The following is an 18,322-nucleotide window of genomic DNA, read 5'->3' as shown; positions in this document are numbered from 1 at the left end:
TTACAGCGAAAAGAGGAGATTTGATTATGAAATTATGGGGCGGACGCTTCACAAAAGAAACCAATCAGCTGGTACACAACTTCAACGCATCCATATCCTTTGACCAGAAATTCTACCACCAGGATATTGAAGGAAGCATGGCACATGTGAAAATGCTTGCAAAGCAGGGAATCCTTACAGAGGAAGACAGGGATGCCATTGTTAACGGGCTCATGGGGATTCGGAAAGACCTTGAAAATGGAACTCTTTTAATTACAGCAGAGCATGAAGACATTCATTCTTTTGTGGAAGCTGTTTTAACAGAGAGAATCGGAGAAGCCGGAAAGCGCCTTCATACCGGACGCAGCCGTAATGATCAGGTCGCACTTGATATGAAGCTCTACACCAGAGATGAGATCGATGAATTATCCGGTCTGGTAAAAGGCCTTTTAACAGAGCTTTTAAAGGTGATGGAGGAGCATATTGATACTTATATGCCTGGCTTCACCCATTTGCAGAAGGCTCAGCCAATTACCCTTGCCCATCATATTGGTGCTTATTTTGAAATGTTCGACCGGGACTTTTCCCGTCTTTCTGATATCAGAAAGAGGATGAACTACTGTCCTTTAGGTTCTGGTGCCCTTGCAGGTACAACCTATCCCTTAGACAGGGAATACACGGCAGAGCTTCTTGGCTTTGACGGCCCTACCTTAAACAGTATGGACTCTGTTGCAGACAGGGATTATCTCATTGAGCTATTAAGCGCTTTGTCTACCATTGCCATGCATTTAAGCAGATTTTGCGAGGAAATCATTATCTGGAATACCAATGAGTATCGGTTCGTGGAGATCGATGATTCCTACAGCACAGGAAGCAGTATAATGCCTCAGAAGAAGAATCCGGATATTGCGGAGCTGATTCGTGGTAAGGCAGGAAGAGTGTATGGTGCTCTTGTTTCCATTCTCACTACCATGAAGGGAATCCCTCTTGCATATAACAAGGATATGCAGGAAGATAAGGAGCTGACCTTTGATGCCATTGATACAGTTAAAGGTTGTCTTGCCCTGTTTACAGGCATGATTTCTTCCATGTCCTTCCGTAAAGATGTTATGGAAGCCAGTGCAAAGAATGGTTTTACCAATGCTACCGATGCAGCAGATTATCTGGTTAACCACGGTGTTCCTTTCCGGGATGCTCATGGAATCGTTGGTCAGTTGGTTCTTTTCTGTATTGAAAAAGGAATTGCGCTTGATGATATGACTCTGGAAGAATACAAGGCAATCAGCCCGGTATTTGAACAGGATATTTATGATGCTATCAGCTTAAAGACATGTGTGGAAAAGAGAATGACCATCGGCGCTCCTGGCCAGGAAGCAATGAAAAAGGTGATTGAAATTTATAAAAAGAAGCTGGAAGCATAGAGATTAAAAGAGTAGAGGATTAATAGAGTAGAAGATTAAAATTGTATGAGAGGTATACGCTATATGCGCTATATGCGGTGGTACTTCTAAGCAGCTTTAAACCTACATGTATAAGACAATATTTAACACTATATAATAAAGATAAGAAATAAAAGATAAGCGATATAAGAAAAAGATATATGATAAAAGCCTGCTGGAGTAAGGAGTTTGAGCTGTATCACAACAAGTTAGACCTAAGAATCTAACTTGTTGTAGGTAAGTTCAAAAATTCCTTTCCAGCAGGCTTTTTTGTATTAATAGTAATTAACCAAAAATCTTTTTACAAAGTCTGCATCCAGTAGGAGTAGCGGCAAGTCCACCTTCTGCCGTTTCTCTAAGAGACGGTGACATCTGTTCTCCTACCTTTTTCATGGCCATGATAACTTCATCGGCAGGAATCACGCTTTTAATTCCGGCCAGCGCCAGCTCAGAGGCGGTAAAGGCATTGGCAACTCCCATGGCATTTCGTTTAATACATGGGACCTCTACCAGTCCGGCCACCGGGTCACAGACAAGTCCCATGGTGTTTTTTAGAGCAATGGCACAGCTGTCGGAAACCATCTCCGGTGTGCCGTCAAAAATCTCTGTAAGAGCCGCAGCAGCCATGGCTGATGCAGAGCCTACTTCGGCCTGACAGCCTCCTTCTGCACCTGCAATGCTGGCGCATTTGGCAATGACCATACCGATGGCAGAGGCGGTGAATAATCCCATGACAATGTCACGTTTTGGAAGCTTATATTCCTCCAGGACAGAAATCAGAGCCGCTGGTATGACACCGCAGGAACCGGCAGTTGGTGCCGCAACAATCTGTCCCATACAGGAGTTGTATTCTGTTACCGCAAGAGCCATACTGATGGCATTTCCAAGGAGATGGCCATAATGATTCCGGCCTTCATCCACTGCTTTTTTAAGCTTAGCAGCAGCTCCTCCCGATAATCCGCTGGGAGAGCGGAGATCCGCATCCATTCCATTTTCAACGGACTGCCTCATGACATCGAAGCTTTTTTCCATGGTTTCGTAAACCATTTCCTCGGAAAGCTCCATATCCTCCGCCTGTTCTGTAAGAACGATTTGTGAGATTTTTTGGTTGGAAGAGAGTGCTGCGTTAACCAGTTCTTCCACAGAGTTGTATTTCAGTTTCATGAGTTTCTCCTAAATGACTGTGTCCCTGTTAGGTTTGATAAAGAAACAGAGATCAATTTAATTTTAATAGTATGGTATTATATACAAAAGGAATGGCTTTCACCTGTTTGACCAGAGAACTATCGAAATCAGAGTCCATTTCAAGGGTCATAATGGCCAGGCCTCCCTTTTCTTCCCGGTTTAAGCGGAAATTGCAGATGTTGGCATTTCCTGCTGCCACCAGGTTGGTCACGTGAGCAATGATTCCTGGGACATCCTGGTGCATGACGATTAAGGTTGTCTTCTGCCCGGTAAAATAAACCTCCATATCATTTACCTTGGTGATAACAATGTTGCCTCCCCCAATGGAAGCCCCCTGTACGGAAATGGTTTTTCCTTTCTCCGAAGTCAGGGTAATCCGTGCTGTGTTTGGGTGGGCATTTTCAATGGTTCCGGTCCGAAAAATGATTTCAATGCCCATTTTTTCTGCGGTTTCAATGCTCGTTCTGATTCCCGGATCCCAGGGATCCATTTTTAAAATACCGCCGACGATGGCTTTATCCGTACCGTGTCCCCTGTAGGTTTTGGCAAATGAGCCGTGAAACAGGATATCCGCTTTGGCAATGGGAGCGCCTAAAAGCATAGCGGCTGTTTTTCCGATCCTGGCAGCGCCCGCAGTATGGGAGCTGGAAGGGCCGATCATAACAGGACCAACGATGTCAAATACATTCATAATTTTTCTCCAATTCTGGTTCTCGTATGTTTATAAAGGCTTAAATTCCGGCCTGCGTTCTTTAAATTCCGTATAATAGGTGAATCCGGCAGAACGAAGAAGCTCTTTTGCCCTGTGAAAATCTGCTCCTAAATCCTCCGGTATATGTGCGTCCGAACCGATGGTTATGATTTCTCCCCCCAGCTCCCGGTAGCGCTTTATAATTTCTGGTGCTGGATTTGGCTGGTTAATTCCTTTTCGGTATCCGGCTGTGTTGCATTCAATTCCTTTGCCATTTTCAATGATGGCTTTTAAAATCTTATCAAAAAGATTCTGATACGTATGATAGCTATAAAAATCAGCCTTATTAGGGCCATACCTGACAATATAATCCAAGTGCCCTGCCACGTCAAATGTACTTAAATTCTTTACATTATCCAGTGTGACCTGGAAATAGTGAAGATATGCTTCTTCCTCTGTTCTTCCCTGGAAAAATTCCGGGTAGACGGCGTCCTTCCGATTGACGAAATGGGTGGAGCCGATGACAAAATCAAAAGGATAGGCTGACAGCAGATTGTTAAAATACTCTTCTAAATGAGTCTGGAGTCCAAGTTCGATGCCAATGCGAAGCTCCAGCCTGTTTTTATATTCCTCTCTTAACCGGATCATGGTCTCAAAATACCGGTCTAAATCGAGGGTAAAATCTATGGGGGAATCCACATCATAGTCATGATGGTCTGTAACACAGAGGGATTTCATACCAAGCGCAATGGCCTGATTCAGCTGTTCCCTCACCGGTGTTTCGGAGTCTCCTGAAAAAATAGTATGAAAATGATAATCTGGAAGCATGAAGGTCTCCTTTCAAAAGTAAATTAATTATAATCAATGAAGGGTAGAAAAGCAACGGACAGAACCGGCTGTTTTATTTAAATTAAGACAAAAGTTTACAAATATTGCAAAAATCAAAAGAAAATAATAGTTAGGCTAAAGGAATAAAAAATATGTGTTTTCATAATAATATGTATAATTAAGAAAAGCGGATTTATAATAGGATAAGATAAGTCTTTTTATCATATTTATCCATCACTTATGGGAATAAATGATCTTTTTACAAGGCTTTTTCCCCTATTTAGGAAGAGGGCAAACAGCACTTGAGGAAAAGATAAAAATAAAAAAAGGACTTGCTATTTATTGGGATGTTAGGTAAAATAAAAGGTAGTTGATTATTATTTAACAATCACATTAATTTTATTCTTAGGAGGAATTGAATTATGGCAGTAAAAGTTGCAATTAATGGTTTCGGACGTATTGGCCGTCTTGCTTTCAGACAGATGTTTGGCGCAGAAGGCTATGAAGTAGTAGCAATCAACGATTTAACAGATCCAAAGATGTTAGCACATTTATTAAAATATGACACTGCACAGGGTGGATACGCTGGATACTACGGCGAGAATGCTCATACAGTTGAAGCTTCTGAAGATTCTATCACTGTTGATGGTAAGAACATTAAAATTTACGCTGAGAAAGATGCTGCAAACCTTCCTTGGGGTAAAATTGGTGTAGATGTAGTTTTAGAGTGTACCGGTTTCTACTGCTCTAAAGCACAGTCTCAGGCTCATATCGATGCAGGCGCTAAGAAAGTTGTTATCTCTGCTCCAGCAGGCAACGATCTTCCTACCATCGTTTACAGCGTAAATGAGAACGTATTAACAGCTGATGACAAGATCATCTCTGCTGCTTCCTGTACAACTAACTGCTTAGCACCTATGGCTAAGGCTCTTAATGATTATGCACAGATCCAGTCTGGTATCATGAGCACCATTCATGCTTACACTGGTGATCAGATGATCCTTGACGGACCTCACAGAAAAGGCGACTTAAGAAGAGCAAGAGCAGGAGCTGCAAACATCGTTCCTAACTCTACTGGTGCTGCAAAAGCAATCGGTTTAGTTATTCCTGAGTTAAACGGCAAGTTAATCGGTTCCGCTCAGCGTGTTCCGGTTCCTACAGGTTCCACTACAATCTTAACAGCAGTTGTTAAGGGCGCAGACGTAACAAAAGACGGAATTAATGCAGCTATGAAGGCAGCAGCTAGTGAGTCCTTCGGCTACAACGAAGACGAGATCGTATCTTCTGATGTTATCGGTACAAGATTCGGTTCTCTGTTTGATTCCACTCAGACAATGGTTTCCAAGATCGGTGATGATTTATATCAGGTACAGGTTGTTTCCTGGTATGACAACGAGAATTCCTATACAAGCCAGATGGTTCGTACAATTAAGTACTTTGCTGAATTAGGCTAATGATCCAAGAAGGGTCCGGTCGTTGAGGACCGGGCCCTTTTATTATTTTGTAATTATATTGTATACACCATAATGGAAAGGAGCATTATTAGCATGCTTAATAAGAAAACAGTTGACGATTTATCCGGATTACAGGGAAAGAAAGTATTAGTTCGTTGCGATTTTAATGTACCGTTAAAGGATGGAGTGATCCAGAACTTTAACCGTATTGACGGAGCTATTCCGACCATAAAGAAATTATTGGACCAGGGCGCAAGAGTCATTCTCTGCTCTCATTTAGGAAAACCAAAGGGAGAGCCACTTCCAGAGTTATCATTAGAGCCAGTAGCTCCTGCATTAAGCGAGAGACTTGGTGTGACAGTTAAATTTGTAAACGATCCACAGGTAACAGGACCTGAGACTCAAAAGGTTGCTGCTGAATTAAAGGACGGTGAAGTTCTTTTACTTCAGAATACCCGTTACAGAGTGGAAGAAACAAAATATGGCAAAGACGAGAGTGCAGAAGCTTATGCAAAAGAACTTGCAGCACTCAGCGACGGCATTTTTGTTAACGATGCATTTGGTACCGCCCACAGAGCTCACTGCTCCAACGTAGGGGTAACAAAGTATACATCCACCAACGTAGTTGGTTACCTGATGGAAAAAGAGATCAAATTCTTAGGTCAGGCAGTTGAGAATCCGGTACGTCCTTTCGTGGCTATCCTGGGAGGAGCTAAGGTTTCTGATAAGATCAACGTAATCAATAACCTGCTTGATAAGGTTGATACTTTAATCATCGGCGGTGGTATGGCTTATACCTTTGCAAAAGCCCAGGGCAAAGAAATCGGCAATTCTTTATGTGAAGAAGATAAGCTTGATTATGCATTGGAGATGATTGAAAAAGCGAAAGAAAAAGGCGTAAAGCTTCTTCTTCCGGTTGATAACGTAATTGGTAAAGAATTCTCTAACGATACAGAGAGAAAAGTAGTTGAGACCATTGAAGCAGGCTGGTCAGGCTTTGATATCGGACCAAAGTCCATCGAACTTTTCAAAGACGCATTAGCAGGCGCTAAGACCGTTGTATGGAACGGACCGATGGGCGTTTTCGAGTTCTCCAATTTCGCAGAAGGTACCTTAGAGGTATGCCGTTCTGTTGCAGCACTCAGCGATGCAACTACCGTAATCGGCGGTGGTGACTCTGTAAATGCAGTGAAGAGACTTGGATTTGCAGATAAGATGACTCATATCTCTACTGGTGGCGGTGCATCCTTAGAGTTCCTGGAAGGAAAAGAACTGCCAGGCGTAGCAGCTGCTGACAACAAATAAGAAAAGATACCGGCCCGGGCGGTGAGCGTCCGGGCTTTGAGTGTAGAAAAAGGAAGGGTAATCGTATGTCTAGAAAAAAAATCATAGCAGGAAACTGGAAGATGAATATGACGCCAACCGAGGCGGTTGAGCTTGTAAATACATTAAAACCTCTGGTAGCAAACGACGAGGTGGATGTTATTTTCTGTGTGCCGGCCATTGATATCATTCCGGCCATGGAAGCAGCAAAGGGTTCCAATATTAATATTGGTGCTGAGAACATGTATTATGAGGATAAGGGAGCTTACACCGGTGAGATTTCTCCTGCTATGTTAAAGGATGCAGGAGTTAAATACGTGGTAATCGGTCATTCCGAGCGAAGAGAATACTTTGCAGAATCCGATGAGACGGTAAATAAAAAAGTATTAAAGGCATTTGAATATGGCATTACACCAATCGTATGCTGCGGAGAATCCTTAACCCAGAGAGAGCAGGGCATCACACTTGACTGGATCCGTCAGCAGATCAAGATTGCATTTTTAAATGTAACCGCAGTTCAGGCAAAAGAAGCAGTCATCGCTTATGAGCCAATCTGGGCCATTGGTACCGGCAAGGTAGCAACGACTGAGCAGGCTCAGGAGGTCTGCAGTGCCATCCGTGTCTGCATCGGTGAGATTTATGACGAAGCAACCGCTGCTGCCATTCGAATTCAGTACGGCGGTTCCGTATCTGCAGCCAGCGCACCTGAGCTGTTTGCACAGCCTGACATTGACGGCGGTTTGGTTGGAGGGGCTTCCTTAAAGCCAGAGTTTGGTTCCATTGTTAATTATAACAAATAAAGAATGCTGCCGACTCCATATGATAATGCCATGAGTCGGCAGTTTTTTTCTCAACATCTGTTTTGTGAAAGCATAATGAAAAGGAGAAACTAGTTATGAGCAAAAAACCAGTTGTATTAATGATACTTGATGGTTATGGATTAAATGATAACTGTGACCATAATGCTGTCTGTGAAGCAAGAACTCCCATCATGGACCAGTTAATGAGTCAGTGTCCTTATGTAAAAGGATATGCAAGCGGTCTTTCTGTTGGCCTTCCAGATGGACAGATGGGCAACTCAGAGGTAGGACATTTAAATATGGGTGCCGGACGCGTCGTATACCAGGAGCTGACTAGAATAACAAAATCTATCGCAGACGGCGATTTCTTTGAAATAAAGGAATTTTTACAGGCTGTTGAAAACTGTAAAAAGAATAACTCCGCTCTTCATATGTGGGGACTGGTATCAGACGGTGGTGTACACAGCCATAATACCCACATTTACGGCTTACTTGAGCTGGCAAAAAGAAGCGGACTTGAAAACGTTTATGTACACTGCTTCTTAGATGGCCGTGATACTCCTCCTGCTTCCGGAAAAGGCTTTGTAGAGGCACTGGAAGCGAAGATGAAAGAGCTTGGAGTAGGCAAAGTAGCATCTGTATCTGGCCGTTACTACGCCATGGACCGTGATAACCGCTGGGATCGTGTAGAGCGTGCTTACCGTGCGCTCACTAAGGGAGAAGGAAATCATGCTGAATCTGCAGTAGCTGGAATCCAGGCTTCTTATGATAAGGAAGTTTACGATGAATTTGTTGAGCCCCTTGTAGTAACAGAAGGCGGAAAACCGCTGGCAGTCGTATCAGACCATGATTCTGTAATCTTCTTTAACTTCCGTCCTGACCGTGCAAGAGAGCTGACAAGAGCGTTCTGTGACGACGAGTTTAAGGGATTTGAGAGAGAAAAACGCCTTGATCTGACCTTTGTCTGCTTTACCAACTATGATGAGACCATTAAAAATAAGCTGGTGGCATTTAAGAAGGAATCCATTAATAATACCTTTGGACAGTTCCTCGCTGACAACCATATGACTCAGGCTAGAATTGCAGAGACTGAGAAATATGCCCATGTAACCTTCTTCTTTAATGGCGGTGTGGAAGAGCCAAACGAAGGAGAAGACCGGATTTTAGTTCCGTCACCAAAGGTTGCCACCTATGATCTACAGCCTGAGATGAGCGCTCCAGTTGTTTGTGAAAAGCTTACAGGTGCCATTCGTTCCGGTAAATACGATGTGATCATTGTAAACTTCGCAAATCCGGATATGGTTGGTCATACAGGAATCGAGGCTGCTGCCATTAAGGCCATTGAAACCGTGGATGCATGCGTTGGCGAGACGGTTGATGCCATTAAGGAAACTGGCGGCGTATTATTTATCTGCGCGGATCATGGAAATGCAGAGCAGCTTCTGGATTATGAAACCGGAGAACCATTTACGGCTCATACCACAAATCCAGTGCCATTCATTCTGGTAAATGCGGATCCTTCTTATAAGCTGAGAGAAGGCGGATGCCTTGCAGATATTGCTCCGACTCTCATTGAACTTTTGGGAATGAAGCAGCCAGAGGAGATGACAGGAAAATCATTGCTTGTAAAATAAAGCATAGCATAGTAAAACAGAGGGCTTTCCAGGGGAATCTGGAGAGCCCTCCTTTCACTGCCTGGAAAATTATATCTGTCCAGATTCGTTTTGGGCTTCCATTTCTAACAGAAATACGATAGAATAGATAAAGATATGTTAGGAAGGGTTTCAGATGAGTATTCGTATCAGATTTACTTTGGAACCAAAGAAAAAAATATTTTCCGGGGTGAACTGGAATGCCCAAAATGCGGAGCGAATGACGAAAAGCCTGATAAAGGAAATGGGGTATCATTGCTATCGGATGGAAGGTTTTTTACTGGTCCAGCTCTGTCCGGAAGGTTTCATCTGGTTTCAATGGAACAAGAATAAGCTGCAGGGGGAAAGCCAGACGAATATTGCCGGACCAGGCTTTCATGTTGCTGTCATAGAATTTCTGGAGCGGCTTGCAGGGAAGGAAAAACTTAAGCTAAAGGTTGAGGACCGTACGGGGTATTTTGTAAAAAGAGATTTTCTTGCCATGCGCCAGAAATATTTCTATCAGTGGTTTTCGGATCTGGTGGATCTTGTATCCAGATGGGATGAAGACGAAGAATATTTGTTTTGCTGGCCTGCGGTCTATTACATACCGGAGAGACAGGAAGAAAAACTGATTACCCATATCCGGGCATTTTCATTCAAAGAATTAAAGGGCATGGCAAACTCCGGCCTAAGCGTTGCATTTGCCAGAGATTTTTTTGTGTGGAACGAAATAGAAAAGGATGCCTGGTTCTATCGAAACAGTGCACTGGTACTGCTTAATCAGTTTTGCTATTATATGCCTTCCGAGCGGAGCAGGCTGGATAAACAGATCAACCGTGAGATTATAAAGCTTCTGGAAACAGCCAGATCCATGGATGATAAAATTCCATTTCCCAAAGAGGAATATTTAGAGGTATGCAGCCTTGATCACCATACGCCGGTGGAGGTTACGGATGCAGTACTTTTGTCTGAGAATTCCATTGGATGCAGGAAGCATATGGTTTACCGTAAGATTGGAAGCATGACCTTTGGATTGCCTGGAAATTTCTTATACGATGAAGTGGATCAGGGAATCATGGATCATTATTATGATGGTCCTAAGTATGGGGGACATGATTATTATATTTATGCTGCCGTTTTTGAAGGACGGGAGGCGGAATTTAAAAAGCAGTGGTTTGAACAGGGAACGGTAGAAGAACTCATGGATTTTAATGTGGGGGAAGCAAGAGCCCGTGCTGCATTTTATGAACCGGAGGATCAAAAGGGAGAAATTCTCTATGGGGTGTCAGCCCAGGTAATTTACGGGGATCAACGCATGAACATAAATATTATCAGCAGAAGCCCGGGAGAAAAGGATTGGGCTTTGAAACTGATTAATAGCATTCGAATTACAGAGTAGAGGATTATATGAAAGAAAATGAGATGAAGACAGGCGTATTGCTGAAACGCTTTGTGCCTTACTATAGGAAATATACGAAAGTGATGATTATGGACTTGTTCTGTGCATCACTGACAACCATCTGTGAGATGGTATTACCGCTTATCTTACGCTACATTACAAATCAGGGCCTTCGGGATCTGGCTTCTTTATCTGCTAAGACCATTGTAACCATTGGCCTCGTTTATTTTGGCCTTAGAATCATTGATGGGTTGGCCAGCTTTTATATGGCATATACAGGTCATGTTATGGGAGCCGCCATAGAGACAGACATGAGGCAGGATGCCTTTTCCCACTTGCAGAAGCTATCTGATAACTATTTTAATAACACAAAAATCGGACAGATCATGTCCAGAATCACCAGTGACTTATTTGAAGTAACAGAGTTTTCCCACCATTGTCCGGAGGAGTTTTTCATTGCATTTTTAAAGACAGTGGTTTCATTTATTATTTTATCAAGAATTAACCTGCCGCTGACTGTACTTATTTTCACTTTGATTCCAGTCATGGGGGCTTCCTGTATCTACTTTAATCTTCAGGTAAAACGGGCCTTTAAGCATCAGAGAAATCATATTGGTGAGCTGAATGCAAGAATTGAAGACAGTCTTCTTGGTAACCGGGTAGTCCGGGCATTTGCCAACGAAAAGATTGAGATAGAAAAGTTTACTCAGGACAATATGGAGTTCCTTAAAATCAAAAGGAAAACCTACAAATACATGGCTGCATTCCAGAATACCATTCGCATGTTTGACGGCCTGATGTATGTGGTAGTTATTGTTGCAGGCGGTCTTTTTATGATCAAGGGCCTGATTGAACCAGGAGATTTAGTGGCTTATACTCTTTACGTGACCGCTCTTCTTTCCACCATACGAAGAATCATTGAGTTTGCGGAGCAGTTCCAGAGAGGTATGACAGGTATTGAGCGGTTCATGGAGTTAATGGATGCAGATGTGGACATTTTTGATGAGGAAGGAGCTTTTCCTCTTCATGACGTAAAGGGCAGCATTGAATTTAAAAATGTTTCCTTTGAATATCCCGATGATCACAATCCGGTACTTAGCCATATTAATCTGTCCATTAGACCGGGGGAAAAGGTCGCTTTGGTCGGCCCTTCCGGCGGTGGAAAGACTACATTATGCAACCTCCTTCCCCGCTTTTATGATCCAACAGAAGGAAGCATATGGATCGACGGTCAGGAGATAAAAACAGTGACGCTGGAGAGCCTGCGTAATGCAGTGGGTGTGGTCCAGCAGGATGTATACCTGTTTTCCGGTACTGTTTTTGAAAATATTGAATACGGTCACCCAGGTGCGTCCAGGGAAGCCGTGTATGAGGCAGCGAAGCTTGCAGGAGCCCATGAATTCATTCTGGGCTTAAAGGATGGTTATGATACTTACGTAGGAGAGCGAGGGGTTAAGCTCTCTGGAGGACAGAAGCAGAGAATCAGCATTGCCAGAGTATTTTTAAAGAATCCTCCGGTTCTGATTCTTGATGAGGCTACCTCAGCTCTGGATAATGAAAGTGAGCACCTGGTATCTCAGTCCCTGGAGCGTTTGTCAACAGGACGTACCACTCTTACCATTGCCCATCGCCTCACAACCATACAGAATGCTGACAGGATCCTGGTTCTGTCAGACAGCAGAATTATAGAAGAAGGAAGCCACGAAGAGCTTCTTGATAAGCAGGGCATGTATTATCAGCTTTATACCTCTGTAAAGGATGCAGGGGCGGAAGCTGAGTTAGAGGAATAAAGGAGAACGTAAATGAAAGTAGCAATATTAACGGACAGCAACAGCGGAATCACCCAAAAGCAGGGAGAGGAAGCTGGAATTCATGTGATACCAATGCCTTTTATGATGGGCGGAGAGACATATTATGAAGATATCACATTAACTCAAGATGAATTTTATGAAAAGCTGGAGGAGGGAGTAGATATTTCCACCTCACAGCCGTCTCCTGCAGACCTTATGGATGTCTGGAATAAGCTTTTGGAAGAATACGATGAAGTGGTTCATATTCCCATGTCAAGCGGTTTAAGCAGTTCCTGCCAGACTGCTATGATGCTTGCGGAAGATTACGAGGGTAAGGTGTTTGTCGTCAATAACCAGAGAATTTCCGTTACATTAAGAGAGTCAGCCCTGGAGGCAAAAAGAATGGCGGATGCTGGAATGAGCGGCAGCGCCATTAAAGAAAAACTGGAAGAAACGAAGATGGAATCCACTATCTATATTACTCTGGATACCCTGGAATATTTAAAAAAGGGTGGGAGAATCACCCCGGCAGCCGCCCTTCTTGGTTCATTTCTCCGTATCAAACCAGTTCTTACCATCCAGGGAGAGAAGCTGGATGCCTTTGCAAAGGCAAGAACCACAAAACAGGCTAAGACCATGATGATCACCGCCGCCAAAAAGGATATGGAAGAACGCTTTGGAGACCCCAAAGGGATTCGTACCAGCATAGCTGTGGTTCATTCCCATAATGAGGCAGCTGCCCTGGAGTTTAAACAGGAGCTGGAAGAAATTTTTCCAGAGACTGGTGAGATTTATGTGGATCATTTATCCTTAAGCATTTCCTGCCATATTGGCCCTGGTGCTCTTGCTATCACCTGCACAAAAAAGCTGGAACTATGACAGGAGATCATATAGGAGGTGCGGGACGATGTTTCCGTTAAAGTTTTTTAAAATGAAACACACCATTAGCCTGAGAGCCACCTTAATTCTTGCTTTTTTGCTCATTGGCAGTATACCTGTATTTATTCAGAGTCCGGTGATGCTGGGCTCTTATAAGCAGAATCTCATTGATTCCAGAATGCAGGATATTCAGAACCAGTGCTGGATTTTAAGCAATAAGATGACCAGGAGCGGATATCTTACCTCGGAACCAAAGGATCCTCTCCTGGATAATGAGATGTCTGTGAAAGCAGACATGTTTAATGGAAGAATCGTGATTGTAAACCGGAGCTTTCGGATCATTGGAGATACATTTTCCTTATCTCTTGGTAAGATTAATGTGTCAGAAGAGGTGATTCGGTGCTTTGGAGGGGAAAACAGCAATAAATACAATTCTGAAAAGCGATATTCTGCTCTTACCATTCCAATCTATTCCAACAGTCAGGATAAAGAGATTGACGGTGTCATGATAGTAACTGCTTCCACGGAAGATCTTCTTAACCGGGTTTCCCAGGTATCGGAAAAAGGATCCTTACTGAATATAATGATTATATCCATTCTGGCCATTATAGCGGTCATTTTGGCTAAGCTTGTTATGAAGCCATTTCGTGACCTTCAACGTCTGTTAAATCGTGCTTCCGAAGGAAATATGGATGAGCCAATCAGCTCTCATGCATACAAAGAGACCATGGAAATTACAGATTCCATCAATCAGACCTTAAAGAAGCTAAAAGCAGTGGACCAGTCCAGGGAAGAATTTGTATCTAACGTTTCCCATGAGCTTAAAACGCCTATTACCTCCATTCGGGTGCTTGCAGATTCTCTCATAGGGATGGAGGATGCTCCGGTGGAGCTTTACAGGGAATTCATGGGTGATATTTCTGTGGAAATCGAGCGGGAAAGCAAGATCATCGACGACCTGCTGGCTCTTGTTCGAATGGATAAGACATCTGGGGGGAATTTGAACATCGCCCAGGTGAATATCAATGGGCTTTTGGAGCTGATTTTAAAAAGGCTGAGACCCATTGCAGGAAAACGAAATGTGGAGCTGATTTTTGAGAGCATCCGTGAGGTGACGGCTGATGTAGATGAGATGAAGCTGTCCCTGGCTCTCAGTAATCTTGTGGAAAATGCCATTAAGTATAATATTGAAAGCGGCTGGGTTCGTGTAACCTTGGATGCGGACCACAAGTTTTTCTATGTTAAGGTGGCTGACTCCGGCATCGGTATCCCGGAGGAATTCCAGGAGCATGTATTTGAACGGTTCTACCGGGTAGATAAAGCGAGATCCAGAGAAACCGGCGGTACCGGCCTTGGCCTTTCCATTACGAAGAAGATTATATTAATGCACCAGGGAGCCTTAAAGCTACAAAGTAAGGACGGAGAGGGAACAACCTTTACGGTGCGAATTCCTCTTACCTATATTTCATAGAAACAGGAGGAGTCATATGAAGAAACAAAAATTTATGGTATTTCTCCTCCTGGTCTGCCTTCTCATCTTGACAGGATGCAAGGGAAGAAGGGATATAGGAGGAGATACTACTGGTAATGTATATAAGATTTATTACTTAAATTCGGCAATGACGAGGCTGGAGCCTCAGGATTATACCATGCCGGAGAAAACGTCTGAAAGTGATGATACCCAGTTAGATTGGGAAATCGTAAAACTCATGGAGCAGTTAAAAACGGTACCAAAGGATTTGGACCGTCAGGCCGCTGTTCCGGACAAGGTAGGATTTGAAAAATACAAGCTGGAGGATAAGGTCCTTTATCTGTATTTTGACAACAATTATTCCATGATGAACAGCACCAGGGAGATTCTTTGCAGAGCGTCCCTGGTAAGGACACTGACCCAGATTAAGGGAGTAGATTATGTTGCAGTCTACACCGCAGACCAGCCCCTTATGGATAGCGCAGGAAGTCCAGTCAGGCCCATGGCCAACTCAGATTTTATTGATAACATCAGCAACGTGAACTCCTATGAAAAGACAGAGCTTGTGCTGTATTTTGCAAATAGCACAGGGGATAAGCTGGAAAGGGAGACGAGAGAGGTGGTCCACAGCGTGAATACCTCTTTGGAGAAGCTGATTGTAGAACAGCTCATTGCCGGTCCCAGCCGTGTGGGAATGAATCCCACGCTGCCCAAAGAAACAAAGCTGTTAAATGTATCAGTAAACGATAATGTTTGTTATATTAATTTTGATTCTACATTTTTAAATAATACTTTGGAAGTGAAAGAGTACATTCCGATTTACTCCATCGTAAACTCGCTGGCTGCTGTGACCTCTATAAACAAGGTGCAGATTACGGTAAATGGCTCTCAAGAATTTATGTTCCGGGATTCCATTTCCTTAAATCAGCTGTTTGAGCGTAACCTTGATTTTAACGCGGAGAATGCAGGAACAGAGAAAGAAGGGGAAACGGAAACCGAAACAGGAGGAAAACAACAATAAAACGCCCATTATGTCTGATCGCAGGGGGATTTGTACTTGGAGAGACTGCCGCTTTGCTGGCTCTGACATCATGGCTTTTGATTCCGGCTTTTTTTGCTGCCGGAATGATTCTTTATGGTTATTGGAGAGGCAAAGATACCCGTTGGGTGTTTGTGCCTCTCATTTTTTTCTATCTGGGTATGGCCTGGACTTGTAAATATGACAAAGACTGGACAAGGAGAGAGGAATGCGCCAAAAGCCTTTCGAAGGCATTTGTGGAAGCGGAGGGAAGAATCACAACTCTGGAAGAAAAAGATGGAACCTTAAAGGTCATATGTAAGGATAACCAGGTCTGGAAGCTGGGGGATAAAGGGAAACGAAGCGGCGAGGGCTTATCCGTGAATGGCCTTATGGTGACGGTAAAGGATATCTCTGAGCGGGAGAAACGAGGCAATTGTGCTGGCCTTCAGACACTTTTAGTGGGACAGAAGGTCTTGATTCGAGGTGAGGGAGATCTTTTTTCCAGAGCCAGAAATCCAGGTGAGTTTGATTCTAAATCCTTCTATCAGGTAATGGATCTGGATATGAAGCTATATGGCGAAGGAATTTTCATCCTGGATAGCCGAAAGGATCCTGTTCTTGAAGGAATCCGTCAGGTAAAGCTGTGGATCATTGAAATTTTCTACAGACTTACAGGGGAAAAGGAAGCCGGAATTTTTGTAGCCGCTGTCATTGGAGATAAGGAAGGAATACCAAAGGAGATCAATGATCTTTATCAGAAGAATGGCATTGCCCATCTCTTAGCTATCAGCGGAATGCATATGTCGGTAATCGGACTTTTCTTTTACCGGATACTTAGAAAAACTGGACTTTCCTACGGTTTTGCCGGAGGGATCAGTTCTGTGGTAGTCATTCTTTATGGAATCCTGACCGGAGGTTCACCTTCTGTTTTAAGAGCCGTAATTATGATGGTCATAGCATTTTTAGCATCTTATCTCGGAAGGACTTATGATCTTCTTTGCTCTGCAGCCTTAGCCCTCCTTCTTTTAGGGCTTCAATCTCCACTAATGCTGATGCAGGGAGGTGTGCAGTTATCCTTTGGAGCCGTGTTTGCCATTGGAGGAATCATGCCAATGATGGTCAAATGGGTGGGGGATGACAGACCACTTGTGAAGGGGATAGCCACATCCATTGCCATACAGTTAGCCACACTTCCGGTTATTCTTTATCATTTCTATCAGCTGCCCCTCTACGGTATCTTACTAAATTTTATAGCCATACCTCTTATGGATGCGGTGGTATATTCTGGTCTGGCCGTCATCTTTATAGGCAGTATCTGCCCCATTCTTGGAACAGCGGCGGCAGGTCTGGGAAATTACATTCTTATTTTTTACGAGTTTGCTTGCAGATGTATGGAAAAGCTTCCCTATTATAATCTGACCTTTGGAAGACCAGATTCTAAGCGGATTCTAGCCTATCTTTTCTTTTTATCAGCTCTCTTTATTCTCTTTTCTATCACAACTAATACAAACCTTGGGGAGAAGGAAGAAAAACCAAGGTTTCGTTCTACCTCAATACGCCTGTTGCTTTTATTCTTTATCTATGGACTTGGTATCCTGTTCTTTAAACCTGCGCCCGTAAATGGTTTGGAAGCTACTTTCCTGGACGTAGGGCAGGGGGATGGCATTCTTCTTCGCACCGGAACCTCTTCCGTGCTCATAGATGGGGGAAGTTCATCAAAAAAGGCTCTTGGTCAATATACCCTGGAGCCGTGTCTTAAAAACCTGGGGGTTCCAGCCATTGACTATGCCTTTGTCAGCCATGGAGATCTGGATCACATCAGTGGTGTCCGTTTTCTGCTGGAAGAAAGCAAAGATATATCCATTAAAACCATCCTGCTTCCTTACCACGGAAAAGAAGATGAAGCAATACAAAACCTTGAGTCACTGGCAAACAGGAGAGGAACGAAAGTAGGATATATAGCTGCTGGAGAGACATTTCAAGTGGAAGGGTTAAAGATTTCATGCCTTTATCCAGAAATTAAGGATACTCCTGATAATGTAAATGAACAGTCTGAAGTACTAAAGATGGACTTTGGGGATTGTCATATGTTATTTACCGGAGATATGGGAGAAAAAGGAGAGATGCAGCTTTTGGAGCGTTACACGAGCCAATTATCTCAGATCAATGTGCTGAAAACGGCTCACCATGGATCTAAATATTCATCTTGCGGCCCATTTCTTGACGGAGTTTCTCCCAGTTGGGCAGTCATTTCCTATGGGGAAAATAATACGTACGGTCATCCTCATCAGGAAGTAATGGATCGACTGGAAGAGAGGCGGATCCGTGTATTTGAAACGGCTAAAAGCGGAGCAGTTCGTCTATGGACTGACGGACAAGACATACATTTTTCCGGCTTCGTTGACGAGGAGTAATTCTATGGGTATAAT

14 protein-coding genes are annotated in these 18,322 nt (G+C 43.4%); 11 read left to right on the top strand and 3 right to left on the bottom strand.

Annotation, left to right across the window (positions count from 1 at the left end; genetic code table 11):
- Positions 1-26 precede the first annotated feature (26 nt).
- Complete coding sequence (argH, locus tag T546_RS0104610; RefSeq protein WP_026890615.1) at positions 27-1,400, top strand: argininosuccinate lyase; 1,374 nt, start codon at positions 27-29, stop codon at positions 1,398-1,400.
- Positions 1,401-1,703: 303 nt separating this feature from the next.
- Here the strand turns inward: argH and sdaAA are convergent, their stop codons facing one another.
- From sdaAA to T546_RS0104595, 3 genes are read right to left on the bottom strand one after another with little or no spacing between them, the layout of a single operon-like run.
- A complete protein-coding gene (sdaAA, locus tag T546_RS0104605; protein WP_026890614.1) occupies positions 1,704-2,582 on the bottom strand; it encodes an L-serine ammonia-lyase, iron-sulfur-dependent, subunit alpha in 879 nt (292 codons plus the stop codon).
- A gap of 52 nt (positions 2,583-2,634) precedes the next feature.
- Positions 2,635-3,294: an L-serine ammonia-lyase, iron-sulfur-dependent subunit beta gene (gene sdaAB, locus T546_RS0104600; RefSeq protein ID WP_026890613.1), complete on the bottom strand. Its 660-nt coding sequence runs from the start codon at positions 3,292-3,294 to the stop codon at positions 2,635-2,637.
- Between the two features lie 30 nt (positions 3,295-3,324).
- Complete coding sequence (locus T546_RS0104595) at positions 3,325-4,122, bottom strand: histidinol-phosphatase HisJ family protein (RefSeq protein WP_026890612.1); 798 nt, start codon at positions 4,120-4,122, stop codon at positions 3,325-3,327.
- A 422-nt stretch (positions 4,123-4,544) separates the two neighbouring features.
- Between T546_RS0104595 and gap the strand changes: the two genes are divergently transcribed.
- The 10 genes from gap (at position 4,545) to T546_RS0104545 (ending at position 18,307) form a co-directional block, all read left to right on the top strand.
- Positions 4,545-5,576: a type I glyceraldehyde-3-phosphate dehydrogenase gene (gap, locus tag T546_RS0104590; protein ID WP_026890611.1), complete on the top strand. Its 1,032-nt coding sequence runs from the start codon at positions 4,545-4,547 to the stop codon at positions 5,574-5,576.
- 93 nt (positions 5,577-5,669) lie between these two features.
- On the top strand, positions 5,670-6,881 hold the full coding sequence (locus tag T546_RS0104585; RefSeq protein WP_026890610.1) for a phosphoglycerate kinase: 1,212 nt from the start codon (positions 5,670-5,672) through the stop codon (positions 6,879-6,881).
- A gap of 65 nt (positions 6,882-6,946) precedes the next feature.
- Positions 6,947-7,699 (top strand): triose-phosphate isomerase, encoded by a 753-nt coding sequence (tpiA, locus tag T546_RS0104580; protein WP_026890609.1) that lies wholly within the window; start codon positions 6,947-6,949, stop codon positions 7,697-7,699.
- A gap of 95 nt (positions 7,700-7,794) precedes the next feature.
- On the top strand, positions 7,795-9,333 hold the full coding sequence (gpmI, locus tag T546_RS0104575; RefSeq protein ID WP_026890608.1) for a 2,3-bisphosphoglycerate-independent phosphoglycerate mutase: 1,539 nt from the start codon (positions 7,795-7,797) through the stop codon (positions 9,331-9,333).
- Between the two features lie 154 nt (positions 9,334-9,487).
- Positions 9,488-10,732 (top strand): hypothetical protein, encoded by a 1,245-nt coding sequence (locus tag T546_RS0104570; RefSeq protein ID WP_026890607.1) that lies wholly within the window; start codon positions 9,488-9,490, stop codon positions 10,730-10,732.
- 8 nt (positions 10,733-10,740) lie between these two features.
- Positions 10,741-12,522, top strand: a complete 1,782-nt coding sequence (locus T546_RS0104565; RefSeq protein ID WP_026890606.1) for an ABC transporter ATP-binding protein — start codon at positions 10,741-10,743, stop codon at positions 12,520-12,522.
- A 12-nt stretch (positions 12,523-12,534) separates the two neighbouring features.
- Positions 12,535-13,401 (top strand): DegV family protein, encoded by an 867-nt coding sequence (locus tag T546_RS0104560; protein WP_026890605.1) that lies wholly within the window; start codon positions 12,535-12,537, stop codon positions 13,399-13,401.
- A gap of 28 nt (positions 13,402-13,429) precedes the next feature.
- Positions 13,430-14,872 (top strand): sensor histidine kinase, encoded by a 1,443-nt coding sequence (locus T546_RS0104555; RefSeq protein ID WP_026890604.1) that lies wholly within the window; start codon positions 13,430-13,432, stop codon positions 14,870-14,872.
- A 16-nt stretch (positions 14,873-14,888) separates the two neighbouring features.
- Entirely contained in the window at positions 14,889-15,893 is a 1,005-nt protein-coding gene (locus tag T546_RS22835) for a GerMN domain-containing protein (RefSeq protein ID WP_051629603.1), read from the top strand.
- Between the two features lie 53 nt (positions 15,894-15,946).
- Positions 15,947-18,307: a DNA internalization-related competence protein ComEC/Rec2 gene (locus T546_RS0104545; RefSeq protein WP_026890603.1), complete on the top strand. Its 2,361-nt coding sequence runs from the start codon at positions 15,947-15,949 to the stop codon at positions 18,305-18,307.
- Positions 18,308-18,322 lie beyond the last annotated feature (15 nt).

It is taken from the genome of [Clostridium] aerotolerans DSM 5434 (genome assembly GCF_000687555.1).
In the GTDB taxonomy this organism is placed as follows: Bacteria; Bacillota; Clostridia; order Lachnospirales; family Lachnospiraceae; genus Lacrimispora; species Lacrimispora aerotolerans.
This window is presented reverse-complemented; position numbering and strand designations above follow the sequence as displayed.

Coding starts and splice junctions, on each gene's coding strand:
- argH (WP_026890615.1), top strand. CDS start 27: ATGAAATTATGGGGCGGACGCTTCACAAAAGAAACCAATCAGCTGGTA.
- sdaAA (WP_026890614.1), bottom strand. CDS start 2,582: ATGAAACTGAAATACAACTCTGTGGAAGAACTGGTTAACGCAGCACTC.
- sdaAB (WP_026890613.1), bottom strand. CDS start 3,294: ATGAATGTATTTGACATCGTTGGTCCTGTTATGATCGGCCCTTCCAGC.
- T546_RS0104595 (WP_026890612.1), bottom strand. CDS start 4,122: ATGCTTCCAGATTATCATTTTCATACTATTTTTTCAGGAGACTCCGAA.
- gap (WP_026890611.1), top strand. CDS start 4,545: ATGGCAGTAAAAGTTGCAATTAATGGTTTCGGACGTATTGGCCGTCTT.
- T546_RS0104585 (WP_026890610.1), top strand. CDS start 5,670: ATGCTTAATAAGAAAACAGTTGACGATTTATCCGGATTACAGGGAAAG.
- tpiA (WP_026890609.1), top strand. CDS start 6,947: ATGTCTAGAAAAAAAATCATAGCAGGAAACTGGAAGATGAATATGACG.
- gpmI (WP_026890608.1), top strand. CDS start 7,795: ATGAGCAAAAAACCAGTTGTATTAATGATACTTGATGGTTATGGATTA.
- T546_RS0104570 (WP_026890607.1), top strand. CDS start 9,488: ATGAGTATTCGTATCAGATTTACTTTGGAACCAAAGAAAAAAATATTT.
- T546_RS0104565 (WP_026890606.1), top strand. CDS start 10,741: ATGAAAGAAAATGAGATGAAGACAGGCGTATTGCTGAAACGCTTTGTG.
- T546_RS0104560 (WP_026890605.1), top strand. CDS start 12,535: ATGAAAGTAGCAATATTAACGGACAGCAACAGCGGAATCACCCAAAAG.
- T546_RS0104555 (WP_026890604.1), top strand. CDS start 13,430: ATGTTTCCGTTAAAGTTTTTTAAAATGAAACACACCATTAGCCTGAGA.
- T546_RS22835 (WP_051629603.1), top strand. CDS start 14,889: ATGAAGAAACAAAAATTTATGGTATTTCTCCTCCTGGTCTGCCTTCTC.